10 protein-coding genes are annotated in these 13,461 nt (G+C 37.1%); 4 read left to right on the forward strand and 6 right to left on the reverse strand.

All coding sequences use genetic code 11. The features are described from left to right. Position 1 precedes the first annotated feature (1 nt). Entirely contained in the window at positions 2-1,717 is a 1,716-nt protein-coding gene (locus AC1TPB_RS03610; RefSeq protein ID WP_482075230.1) for an ABC transporter ATP-binding protein, read from the reverse strand. A 163-nt stretch (positions 1,718-1,880) separates the two neighbouring features. On the opposite strand from AC1TPB_RS03610, the gene AC1TPB_RS03615 reads away from it, so the two are divergent. The 4 genes from AC1TPB_RS03615 to AC1TPB_RS03630 all read left to right on the forward strand — a co-directional run bounded on the left by AC1TPB_RS03615 (position 1,881) and on the right by AC1TPB_RS03630 (position 9,305). Then, positions 1,881-3,524 (forward strand): ABC transporter substrate-binding protein, encoded by a 1,644-nt coding sequence (locus tag AC1TPB_RS03615; RefSeq protein WP_482075231.1) that lies wholly within the window; start codon positions 1,881-1,883, stop codon positions 3,522-3,524. A gap of 100 nt (positions 3,525-3,624) precedes the next feature. Then, entirely contained in the window at positions 3,625-4,635 is a 1,011-nt protein-coding gene (locus AC1TPB_RS03620; protein ID WP_482075232.1) for an ABC transporter substrate-binding protein, read from the forward strand. 268 nt (positions 4,636-4,903) lie between these two features. Beyond that, positions 4,904-6,907, forward strand: a complete 2,004-nt coding sequence (locus AC1TPB_RS03625; RefSeq protein WP_482075233.1) for a stalk domain-containing protein — start codon at positions 4,904-4,906, stop codon at positions 6,905-6,907. Between the two features lie 259 nt (positions 6,908-7,166). After that, the gene (locus AC1TPB_RS03630) at positions 7,167-9,305 is read left to right on the forward strand and encodes a stalk domain-containing protein (RefSeq protein ID WP_482075234.1); all 2,139 of its coding nucleotides are present in this window, start codon (positions 7,167-7,169) and stop codon (positions 9,303-9,305) included. Positions 9,306-9,424: 119 nt separating this feature from the next. On the opposite strand, the gene AC1TPB_RS03635 is transcribed toward AC1TPB_RS03630, so the two are convergent. The 5 genes from AC1TPB_RS03635 to AC1TPB_RS03655 are packed head-to-tail and all read right to left on the reverse strand — an operon-like array spanning position 9,425 to position 12,997. Beyond that, complete coding sequence (locus tag AC1TPB_RS03635) at positions 9,425-10,168, reverse strand: hypothetical protein (RefSeq protein WP_482075235.1); 744 nt, start codon at positions 10,166-10,168, stop codon at positions 9,425-9,427. After that, positions 10,162-10,863 (reverse strand): ABC transporter ATP-binding protein, encoded by a 702-nt coding sequence (locus tag AC1TPB_RS03640; RefSeq protein WP_482075236.1) that lies wholly within the window; start codon positions 10,861-10,863, stop codon positions 10,162-10,164. The genes AC1TPB_RS03635 and AC1TPB_RS03640 overlap by 7 nt, the downstream gene beginning before the upstream one ends. Positions 10,864-10,870: 7 nt before the next feature. Then, entirely contained in the window at positions 10,871-11,251 is a 381-nt protein-coding gene (locus AC1TPB_RS03645) for a GntR family transcriptional regulator (protein ID WP_482075237.1), read from the reverse strand. 44 nt (positions 11,252-11,295) lie between these two features. Next, positions 11,296-12,033 (reverse strand): ABC transporter permease, encoded by a 738-nt coding sequence (locus tag AC1TPB_RS03650; protein ID WP_482075238.1) that lies wholly within the window; start codon positions 12,031-12,033, stop codon positions 11,296-11,298. Between the two features lie 4 nt (positions 12,034-12,037). Beyond that, the gene (locus AC1TPB_RS03655; RefSeq protein WP_482075239.1) at positions 12,038-12,997 is read right to left on the reverse strand and encodes an ABC transporter ATP-binding protein; all 960 of its coding nucleotides are present in this window, start codon (positions 12,995-12,997) and stop codon (positions 12,038-12,040) included. Positions 12,998-13,461: the final 464 nt, after the last annotated feature.

Here is a 13,461-nt window from a genome sequence, read left to right on the forward strand (position 1 = left end):
GTTATCCTCCGAATTGTGCTAGATGTAAACGGCGGTACACGCCATCTTGAGATAGAAGTACGTCATGACTACCTTGCTCTGTTATTCCTTGTTCGGTCACAACAACAATACGATCTGCATCCTTAATCGTCGCCAATCTGTGAGCAATAATAAGTGTCGTTCTTCCTTTGGATAGCTCAGCTAATGATTCCTGAATCGCTAATTCTGTTTCCGTATCTAATGCCGAAGTCGCTTCATCCAATATTAATATCGGAGGATTTTTGAGGAACATACGTGCAATCGCTAATCGTTGCTTCTGACCACCTGAAAGCTTCACTCCACGTTCACCAATAACAGTATCTAATCCATCCTCCTGTGCTTCGATCAATTGTTCCAACTTAGCACGGCGTGCGGCTGCCCATACGGCCTCATCATCAGCATCCAATTGACCGTACTTAATATTTTCACGGATCGTGCCTGAAAATAAAAATACATCCTGCTGCACAATTCCGATTTGCTTACGTAGAGAATGCTGAGTAAACCGGCGAATATCTATATCATCGATACAAATTGAACCATGATCTACATCATAGAATCTTGGAAGCAGGCTACAAATGGTTGTTTTGCCTGCACCAGAAGGTCCAACAAAAGCAATAGTCTCTCCTTTTGTAATCGTCAAATCGATATGATTAAGTACCGGTTGCTTTCCGTCATAACCGAATGAAACATCCTTAAATTCAATTTTCTCATTCATCTTGTCCAATATAATTGCATCCGGTGCGTCTGCCACATCGGGATTCGTATCTAATAGTTCGATATATCTCTTGAATCCGGCTATACCCTGAGGATAACTCTCAATAATGGCATTAATTTTTTCAATAGGTTTGAAGAAGACATTCGTTAATAGAATAAATCCAACAAAATCACCGTTAGTCATGTCTCCACTAATAACAAACCAAGTACCAAGCACCATAACGAATAAAGTAACGAATCTCATCATCATATAGCTGATTGAACCATTTTTGGCAATAAGTTTATAGGATAATAATTTCGTGAGACGAAAACGATTATTGTTAACTTCAAATTGTTCTTCTTCAAATTTTTCGTTAGAGAATGCCTTAACTACTCGAATACCGCCTACATTCTCTTCAATTCGTGCATTAAAGTCCCCAATATCACTATAGAGCTGGTGAATCGCTTTTGTCATTTTTTTATTAAAGTAGATAACGACAACAATAATAAATGGCACAATAACAAAAGTAAGTACTGCCAGCTTCCAGTTAATGAATAGCATCATAACAAACGCACCAACTAACGTCATCACTGCAATAAATAAATCCTCAGGACCATGATGGGCAACTTCACCAATCATGTTCATATCATTCGTCAGTCTACCAATAAGATGACCTGTTTTCGTATTGTCGAAAAAGCGGAATGATAATTTCTGAATATGAGCAAATAACTTTCTTCTCATATCTGTCTCAATACTAATACCAAGCACATGTCCCCAATAATTCACAATATAAAGTAGAAAAGTATTGAGCACATATAATGCTAATAATGCTACGGAAGCCCATATAATGAGATTCCACTCCTCATTGGGTAATAACTTATCAATAAATACCTTAACCGCTATCGGAAAGGCTAACTCCAGTAAACCAGCTAAAACCGCACATCCAAAATCAATAATAAATAGACGGGTGTATGGTTGGTAGTAACTGAAAAATCGTCTAATCATCTAGAACCTCTTTTCTATAACATAATTACGTTGACATAAGTACTATTTATATCTCATTCTAATATTGATAGTGATTATCATATTCACAACAACAAAGTATAGAGCATTATTGATTTTGGCGCAAATGATATTGTTACTTTGATACGAGAGGAGTTATCCGAAATTGGACTATCTATATTGCTATAAGCAAATCATGCAACATACTTTGCTGGCAACAGAAACACATAAACGTCAATGGAACGATGCCTATAGTATTATTCTAACCGTTGAAGGAAAGTCTGAGTTACTTATTAATGATAAGACGGTCATGCTTTATCCTGGTACAGCAACTTTTTGCAATCGTGATTGTTACTTGCAATTTAACGTGATGGCTGAACATGACTTAGTTGTATATATTATATCTTTTCAAATATTAAAGCTTGTACAAGCTGATGCAACCGAGCCAATCATTTATGAAGAATCCAAACAATATTGGCGTGAAGATGGACCTATCTACGGCATATCTTATTATCGGTTTATTGAAGTCGCCAAAGAGTTGTTGGAGCTGCGCCATTCTACAGAGAAACATATTTCATTCAAACAGCAAACATTGCTCTATGAGCTTTTGCCTTCCATCCATCAACAAAACTCTAATCTTGCATCGCAACACTCCACACATCATGGAGACACGATTCAGCAAGTGATTACTTATATGCATCAGCATTATCAAGATGAAATTACCAGAGACGGTATGGCCAAATTCACCGGATTTCACCCGCGCTTCTTCTCTAAAATATTCAAATTAGAGACCAGAGTAGGCTTCTCAGAATATATGGCTAACATCAGAATAGATAAAACCAAAGAACAACTGCTGCTTACAGACCTCAATCTGAATGAAATTGCAGCGAATGTGGGATACTCCAATGGTCTGTATCTGAGTAGGAAATTCAAGCAAATGACAGGTATTTCCCCCAAAGGTTATATTGACAAGCCTAAGCGAATGATTGTCTATGATTGGATCGGTAACTTGCTGGCATTAGGAATAAAGCCTGTAGGGGCATCATATTTCTATGGATTACAGGGATTGTACTTATTAAGAGAAATGTTAGAAGATGTCGTTGATGTTGGTAGAAGTTCGGTAGAAAGCATCATTGCATTAGACCCTGAGCTTATTATCGCACCCAAATGGCTTGGTAACACCTTATTGAATAATTTAACGAAAATAGCTCCGACTATCATTATACCTTATGGCAATTCTTTTGAGCGATTTCGTTCGCTTGCACATACACTTAAGCGCGAGCAAGAAGCTGAACAATTTATCGACAAATACAAGCAACAAGCTCAGAGGGTAAAACAAAGTATTCAAACTATTATACATCCCAATGAAACAGTTGGTCTATATGAGCTCGCCCCTAGTCGTAATATTTGGGTAATGAATGAACTTCATGGCCGTGGAGGCTATAATTTATATGAAGGACTAGCATTACATGCACCTGAATTGATCAAAAAGAAAATTATAGGTAAAGATTCTCCCTTAGAGCTTCCGCTAGATCAATTACCTTTATATGCGGCAGATCATATGATTATTAGCTACCCCTTTGATGCAGATAGTAAAGATTATGTGACTGAAATAATGAATCATTCCGTGTGGAAAAGCCTATCTGCCTATCAGAGCAATAGAATTTATTTTATTGACAAACGTATTTTCCATGCTAATGATGTCTATTCTCTTTATAAGCAATTAGAGCTTCAAGAGCATCTATTTCTCTCTCAAAGTCGCAATCATTTGCAGTCATGTCATTTTGTGCATGAAATAAATGACTTATAGATATAGACAAATAAACTGCTGTTGTTAGAATTAAGCTTATTGATATTGAGTATCATTATCTATTCGCAGCATCACTAGACAATTTTAGGGGGAAGAAAAAGTGTCATTAACAAATAGAAAGAAAAACGTATTCCAACTATTGTGTGCCATCATGATTATAGCTATGTTAGCGGCATGCGGTAATAACAATACTAGCAACTCCAATCCACCTCAAGAAACATCACCTGCAAACAATGAGGTGACTGAAGAAAATGAGGCAATTGAAGACAATGTAGAACGTACTTTAACTGACCCATTAGGTCATGAAGTTATTGTACCTGCTAAGCCTGAGCGTATTATCGCTTCGTATCTAGAAGATTATCTTGTAGCATTAGATGTTCAACCAGCAGCTCAATGGGCTATTGGTGAAGCTCCAATGTTGTATTTACAATCTGAGCTTGCATCTGTACCGCTTATCCCTTATGATCTGCCGTTTGAAGCTGTACTTAGCTATACTCCTGATCTTATTCTAATCGGAGATGAAACTTTAATCGCTGATGATAAATATGCTAATTACGCCAAAATAGCTCCTACCTACGCACTAGGTGCTGAAATTAACAGTGACTGGCGTCAATCACTGTTAGCCATTGGCGAAGTACTTAACAAATCAACAGAAGCCCAAGCTGCTCTTGATGCTTATGAAGCAAAATCAATCGATGCGAAATCACAGCTTGCTACTGAAATTAAAGCAGATGAATCCGTAGCGGCTATTTGGTTAGTGGGCAAAACGTTCTGGATCGTTAACGATCATCAATCTAGCGGTGATGTGCTGTATAATGATCTTGGATTTGCAGTTCCTGAGCTAGTTCAAACGATTTCCGAAGGTGACACTGGTATTTGGCGTTCTGTTTCCTTAGAAGCATTGGCAAAACTTGAAGCCGATCATATTATTCTAGTTAACAGTGATACTGCTACCGGTTCTGAAGCATTACAAGATTCGATCTGGAGTGAAATTCCAGCTGTGAAAAACGGTCAAGTATATGAATTCGGTCCAGAGTCTAGTTGGTTGTATACTGGTCCAATTGCAAATACACAAATGATCGATAATGTTCTTGCAAGCTTAATTAAATAAGCTTTCGATTCATATTTGTGATGTAAGATATTAGACTGATGCCCTATACCGTTCATCTTTCAAGGTTACTTGAAGTGTTGGACTTGCTATAGGGCATTTTTGTTTCTTGAATTTAATATCTACTATGCAAATGTCACTTGATATTACATTTATTTTTATGTTTACATTTTACATCGCAACTATTATTTACCTTTTTCCGTCATATTGTATGGAGAAAAATAATGGTATAAGTATATGTTGTACAAATCCAATGAAAAGGAATGATAACATGTTAAAACTTCTTAAATATAGCACAACAAAGTTAGTGCTATTATGCATCGTATCATTATTGTTAACAAGCGCTTCAAACTGGTTGAATCCTCAAGTGGCTATTGCTGACAGCAATAATGTTATATCCGGAATAAACAAGATTGTATTTACGATAGGTAGTAATGAAATTACCTTTAACGGTACAAAGTCCAAGATTAAGGTACCTATTACTGTTGTTGATAATACAATTTACATCCCGTTCAAAACATTTGCCACGTTATATGGCTTCAAAGTAAGTTATGATTCAAAGTCGAAATCTTCAGTTGCTTCTAATAAAAGCAATAAGATTACATTTAAGCAAGGATCCGATGAGGCTACTGTAAACGATCGCAAATACTATTCTGGAACTCCCTACACGAAAGACGGTAACTTAATGGTGTATTTCAATACTTGGGCTGAGATGACAAGAAGTGACGTATTAGTGAATGGAAAAACTGTAACACTTACATGGAATACAGCACCAGAAGCTTACTTCAATGTTAATGAAGACAAGATCATTGCTGGTCAAACACAAGTCACCATCACTGACAACTCATCAAGCCTATACGGTTTTGATATTGTAGCTGAAGAATGGATTGGTAATCAAACGATCTATAATGAACCAGGAAGTTACGAAATTACTCGTAGAGTGAAGGATGAACGAGGTGTATGGAGCTATCCATATACCGTGTATTTACAGGTTCATTTACCTAATACAGCCCCTATTGCAGCTTTCACAACGGATAAAAATAGTTATAAAATAGGTGAGGCTGTTATCTATACGAATAAAAGTAAGGACGATTATGGAATTGACTATAGCAAATGGACTGGTAAAGAGGCCGCGTTCTTTACTCCCGGTAAAAAAACTGTTACTTTAACCATTCTTGATGAAGAAGGTCTTACTTCCACAGCCAGTAAAGAAATTACAGTATTAGATGAAGTGATGTATACGAAAGATCAATTTTATCTAAATTTCACAAAAATCGGTGAAAAGTTCCCTATCGATTCTAGTGTTGCTTTAGGCATTGCTGCAACTCCTTATACGATAACACCTGAAGATGTAACGATTGTACGCACGAATAGTCCAGGGCTTGTTATGGGCCCAGCAATTGACTATACAGATACACTTAGTGGAAGAGTAAGATTTAATGTTCATAAGCAAAATGGTGCAAAACAAGATCTTGAGTTGCATCTCATGGTAACAAATGAAAATACCGAAACTGTTTATATCGATCAAAATCATTACGTTGGAGCCGGCCCTACACCTTATGTAACATTAGGTGGTAAACAAGCTACACAATACTATCTTCAAGATATAAAAAATAATTTACCAGCATCTCAATCAGCACTTTTACCAGGTAAAACTTATGAACTTTTTGGAACTGGGAATGGCGCAATGCATACGAATCAAACGATGTCCTATTTCGCTGAATATACGGTACCTGAAGATTCTCCATTAAAATTCACATTATTGGTTACTGAAAAACGTACAGATGAACTTGCTGCACTTAAAACATTACAACAAACTGCCAATGATACGAAACAAGTTCGCGGTACATTTGAAAATGGTAACCGCAAGATTACAACAAATAAAGTTCTAGGAGCAAAAGGTGCAGATAGATTAATTTTCGGCGACAAAGTTTATGATCAGATGCTACAAGGAATTGACGCTGTAACAGGCAAACCAGTAACTAATTCGGATAATGGCGGGGTATTATACAAACTACAGCTTGAAGTTTCACCTAAAACTGCCATTGTTTTGAATCCTCGAGGTGGTCAATATGGCGGGGCCTTTCTCGTTAACAATGAAATAGTAGAAGTAATGCCAAAAAACAGTAATTTAGTAGGTTCTACAGAAGCAAGTATTCTGCACCGTACCGGTAATAAGCAAGAAACAGTGAATTTAATGTTCATGGCGCCACCCGGTAGTAATATGCCCATTAATCTTCTATTCCTACCTATCCCTTCATTAACTAACAGTTAATCTATTAAAACAAACAATTATAGCTTGGGTCGATAGCTAATGCTAACGATCCAAGCTATAATTGTTTATAACATGGCATTATAAACATTCAATATATGGTTATTTTGTCAAAGTTAATCGATGTTTCACGATATTTTACGCTACTTCTATAACTTATGAATTTAAACCGCAACTATTAGGTTGATTATGTCGTTATACTCTATGGATGAAACTTTGCAGAAAAAAACAAACTGCTATCCCAACATAAAGGAGAAACAAAATGAAAAAATTACTTACAGCTATGACAACAAGATTAGCATTATTGGGCATGTTATCTCTAATGTTAACAGGCGCTACAAGTTGGTTAAATCCACAGGTAGTTAATGCTAAGAGCAATCTTGCAACAACTGAAAAAAACTCTGTTGTGTTCACAATGGACAGTAAAGAAATTACCTTCAACAACACTAAAACGACTACCGACATTCCCATTAGTGTTATTAAAGGTGTATCCTATATTCAGTTCAAAACGATTGCAAAAATATACGGTTTTAATGTAAGTTATGATGCAAAAACGAAATCATCAATTGCCTCTATTAAAAACAAGAAGATTTCATTCAAACAAGGTTCTACTAATGCTACCCTTAACGGTAAAAATTTCAAAGCTACTGGAGCACCATATGCGAAAGATGGTAACTTAATGGTACCTATTCGTACTTGGGCTGATATGACTGGTAGTAAAATATCAGTAAAAGGAAAACAGGTAACACTTAATTGGGATTCAGCACCAGCAGCTAATTTTGTTGTTAATGAAAAGAATATCATTGCTGGTGAAACGAATGTCACAATTACTGATTCTTCCTCAAGTCCTTACGGCTATGCAATCATTGCAGAGGAATGGGTTGGCAAACAAACGATCTATAATGAACCAGGACAATACACGATTACGCATCGGGTTCAAGATGAGCACGGTATTTGGAGTGCTCCGTACAATGTAGTTATCAATGTACTCAAAGCTAATGAAGCACCCATCGCAGCATTCGTAACAGATAAGGATACTTATAAAATGGGTGAGCCCGTCGTATATACAAATCAAAGTACAGATGATACGGCTATTACTGGAAACACTTGGAGTAACAACCAACCTGCGTTCTTTACCCCAGGTAAACATACGATTACTTTAGCCATTCAAGATGGACCTGGACTTAAGTCCACGGTAAGCAAAGAAATTACAGTATTAGATGAAGTAATGTATACGAAAGAACAATTTTATCTAAATTTCACAAACAGCGGTAGCAAGTTCCCTATCGAGTCTAGTCTTGCTTTAGGTATTGCTCCAATTCCTTATACGATAACACCAGAAGAAGTTACAATTACACGTACGAATAGCCCTGAGCTGCTGTTAGGCCCTGCTATTGATTACATCGATACACTTAGTGGTAAAGTAAGATTCAATATACACAAACAAAATGGCGCCAATCAAGAGCTTGAATTACATCTTATTGTTACGAACGAAAATACCGAAACAGCATATATCGACAAAGATTATTTCGGTGCTGCTGGTCCGGCAAAGTATGTAACTACTAGTGGTAAAACGGCTGTAAAACGCTATCTTCAACAAATATTAGATAATGAGCCTTCTGAAAGAATCGCGGTTCAACCTGGAGAATCTGTAGACCTTATTCCAGATGGTATATTGAGTCCTATCAAAAAGAATCAAACGATGACTATTTTCGCTGAATATACAGTAAGTGATGATCTTCCATTGAAATTCACATTAGTAGCTACTGAAAAGGATACAGATGAAATTGCTGCGCTTACTACATTACAACAAAGTGCACATGATACGAAACATGTTCGTGGTACATTTGCGAATGGTAATCGTGTAATAACAGCTGATAAAGTACTAGGAGAAAATGGTTCTGACAAGCTTATTTTAGGTGACAAAGGCGAAAAAGCTTTCGATCAGTTGCTAGAAGGTATTGATGCTATAACTGGTGAGGCGGTAACGAATTGGGGTAATGGTGGAGTGTTGTACAAGCTACAACTTGAAGTTGCACCTAATACTGCGATCGTCTTGAATCCTCGTGGGGGCCATTATGGTGGTTCATTTATTGTTAACGATAAAGTAGTTGAACTGCTAAGCAATAGTATTCTAACAGGTCCTACAGAAGCTGGCTTCTTACACCGTACTGGAAGCAGACAGGAATCAGTAACTTTGATGTTCTTAGTATCACCAGGTAGCAATATGCCACTTAATCTGCTATTCCTACCTTTACCTTCATTAACAAACAATCAAGATTCTACTGAGACAATTGAAACAACTGAACCAACAACTGAACCAACAACCGATTCAACAACAGACACAACAACAGACACAACAACTGAGTCAACAGAAACAACTGAGACTATCCAAGAGTAAATTAAAGTTAAGAGCCTTTAATTAGAATGACAAACTAGAGCCTCGCTGGTTAGCTAATGCTAACTAGCGAGGCTCTAATCGTTTTTAAGATAATGATAGAAAAAACGGCCAATTTAATATTATAATTCTATTTTCTTGTTCATTAGATAGGTCATCGCATATATAGCCAACAACGTCGTTATAACATCAAAAGCGATCTTACCAGCCATTCCCACAAAGTTCATGTCGGCTACTGATATACTAAAGCCATCTCCCGCAATCTTCGATTCATAACTTCCAACCATACCATTGCCAAATAGCAGCTCTGAAATATATGCAATAACTCCAGTAATTATAATGAATGTCGTAATTCCAATCCAGACACGATTTTTCGTCGTAAAGCAGGCAGCAATGGCGACCGCAAGCATTATAAATACTAATATACTTACCGCAGTCCAAATCGTGTAGATCAACCCTCTAATCATTAAAGAAGGTCTATCTAAGAAGGTATGAATAAAATCCATATTGATAACTGAAATCATCGGCAGCAGTATCGCATATACTATTGCAATTACAGCTGCCATAATAACAACATAAATGATTTGTAATAACAATAATGCGCAGATTTCTTTGATTGGTGCAACAGGGAGCAATCTTCGGCTATACGATTTCAAATTATTATTGTACGTAAAACAAATTTGCGTAAACAGAATGAAACCGCCAATAGCAAAAGCGAACACGCTTAATACTAGCGTCCACTCACCTATTAATCCGCCAAAGTTGTCAGCAATCATTAATGCTGCTTGAAATAGAAGTAGTACGGTGATCGTTGCATAGAAAATAGTACTGTTTCGCAACCAATTATACTTAAACAGTTTTAACATTCCGCGTAGACCTCCTTGAACAGTTCATCAATACTTTTCTTCTGATTGATGCGAATGTTCTCAACCTCGTCTTGCAAAAGCAGCTTACCGTTCTTCACAAGTATCACTTCATCAAATATACGTTCAATGTCTTGGAGTAAATGTGTTGAAATAAGAATACTACTTTCCTCATTGTAGTATTCTACAATAGCATCTAATATTTTCCCTCTTGCAACGGGATCAACACCGCCAATGGGTTCATCCAGCATATACAACTTGGCATTGCGCGATAAAGTTAACGTCAATTGCAATCGTTCTTTCATCCCTTTGGATAATGTGTTCACCCGATCATTATTGTTCAGTTTCATAAAATCTAGCATATCTTTCGCTTTCGCTGGATCAAAATCAGCATAATTATCCTGATAGAACGCTATCGCGTCTTTTACCTTCATCCAGTCTTCTGTTAATGTACTGTCAGGCATGAAAGAAGTGATAACCTTCGTTTCAATGCCAACTGCTATGCCGTCAATGAGGACTTGACCTGAAGTGGGATGTGTAATACCTGCAGCAATCTTCATCATCGTGCTTTTTCCGCTACCATTACTACCTAGAAGACCAACAATTTTACCAGGTTGTATTTGGAAAGAAACATGATCTACTGCCGTCTTTGCTCCATATTTCTTCACGACATCACGAAACTCTAATAAAGGTTTCATTCGTTCCTCACTCCTGTTCATCATTGGATTCATTCACTGCATGAGCTACAATTTTAACAATATCAACATTATCAAAGCCTAGTTCTTGCATTCCTTGAATGAAATGATCTAAAAGATTGCTTGCCATATCTTTTTTGATCTCCATAATTTTAGTCTCCTCACTTGTCACATATCTTCCCAATCCGCGTCTTGTCTCAACAATCATCTCTCGTTCGAGTTCTTGAAATGTGCGTTGTATCGTATTCGGATTAATTTGCAGTTCCGTTGCCAATTCGCGAACAGACAAAATTTTTTCACCTGGTTTCAAATGGCCTGCAATAATTTGCTTCTTAATATAATCCATCACTTGCAAGTAAATAGGTAGATTATTATCAAATTCGATTGCCATATAACGTTGCACTCCCTTCCCTGTCAATGGAAATCTATCATTGATTAAATATCACGTTTGTTGAATACAGTAAATGAAATTGCTAGAAACAGTGCCAAATATAGAGCAATCATTATACTTGAAAAACCTAATGTCATACCTTCCATAGGTGCTCCATCATTGAGATAAGCTGATAAATTTGTATTTAGAAATAACGTATACTTTGCCCATTCATATCGAGATAACAACATAACAAAAAGACTTTCTAAGAAGGTGAGTGCTAGACCAATACCAATCGTAGCTCCCATTGATCTGGTTAAGACTCCGCACATGAACATTAGCGTTGCATATATCATCGTGTATATAAATGTGCTCGCAATATTTTGCAAAACAAGCGTTATAGAAAGATTGGACGTATCAAGTAACAATAAACCCATAACTAATGCAATTATTGTAGTAAATAACATTAGTGCAATGATATAAAAAATTAATGTTACATATTTTGATGCTAGAATAGTGGAGCGTGAATGAGCACGTATTAATAGAAACTTAATCGTACCAAGCTGATGCTCGACCGTTACAATACTTGAAGTAAAAATCAGAGCAATCAAAACAACAATTACGCCAAATCCATTTAGACCTAATATGAGATTCACATAATCAGTTACACCTATATTTTCTCGTAATATCGTCTGATTAATGATGATTGCTGCAGCGATTGCCATAATTGCTATTAGCGCATATGCAATGAAAAAGCTTTTTTTCTTATAGAGTTTTTGTGATTCATTGTGTACCAATTTCATAAAGCTAAACAATTTGGCCACCTCCAGTCCATTTCAAGAATTCATCTTCAAGCGTTTGTTTTTCTTCAATGATCCGATATAGTCCGACGCCTTGCTCGCTAAGAGCACGTACAATACTAGGTACAGCCTCATTCTTCGTTTGTAGAATTATACTTTGCGCTTCCACATTAACAGTTAGCACGTTAACCGATGGTAAGGAATGTATCGTTGAGGCTGCTAATTCTGTATTATCAACGATAATCATTAGCTTAACCCCTTCATTACTTGAGATAGGACTAGCACTATCCGCTAGTAATTGCTCTGTTACATATTTCCCTTGCTGAATAACTACGACACGACTGCACATCAGCTCCATCTCAGATAGCAGATGACTTGATACTAGAATTGCGATCCCTTCTACCGCTGCAATCTGCTTCAAATAATCACGCATCTCACGAATACCAGCTGGATCAAGACCATTCGTTGGCTCATCGAGAATAAGGATACTTGGATTATGCAGCAGTGCTTGTGCAATTCCTAGACGTTGACGCATGCCAAGAGAATATGCTTTCACCTTCTTGTTCATCGCATCAGTTAGTCCAACAAGCTTTACTACCTGCTGCATTCTTTCTTCGGTAACACCTTCAGACATTCTTTGGTATTGCTTCAAATTATCTAGACCCGTCATATAAGAATAGAACTCTGGGTTTTCGACAATTGCCCCTACATGTCTAATCGCTTCTGTAAATTGGCTCCGAATACTTTTCTCCTGAATGAACACATCGCCACTCGTCATTTTGATCAGTCCAACGATCATTCGAATCGTCGTAGTTTTACCTGCACCATTTGGACCAAGCAAACCAACAATCTCACCTTTACGAGCTTGAAAACTTAATTGATTGACAAGTGTTTGCTTACCGATTTTCTTAGTCAGCTGGTCTACCGTTAAAATAATATTATCTTTGTTATTTTCAACTTGATTCACAATATACCGCCTTTCGCATGTTAGTGTATGAGTTAAATAATACACTAGTGATTATCATTTGTAAATAGGCGCGACAAAAAAATCCACCTTTTTTTGGGCTCAACCTCATAATAAGTGCTTGACTGTTTAAATTTGTATACGTAAGCGGACATCAGGTACGCTATGGGCATGATTGATCATTTTTCAGATAGTGGACTCACAGGACCTTATTTCTGCGTTCTCCGCTCATTTCGAGTTTACGCGGACTCACGGGACCTTAATCACTCGTTTGCTAGTAAATGTTCAGTATTAAACGATCAATAGAGTCCTGTGAGTCCTCTTACATCCTAAAGTGTTGGTTTTTAGCTAATTAGCGTCCTGTGAGTCCGCTCGTTTATACTTCATTCCCCACTTGATTACCATCCGTACACAATGAAGATCATTTTTGTGCTTCATTCTCCACTTGCGGCGTAGCAATACCAAAA

The organism is Paenibacillus sp. Y951 (assembly GCF_056786395.1).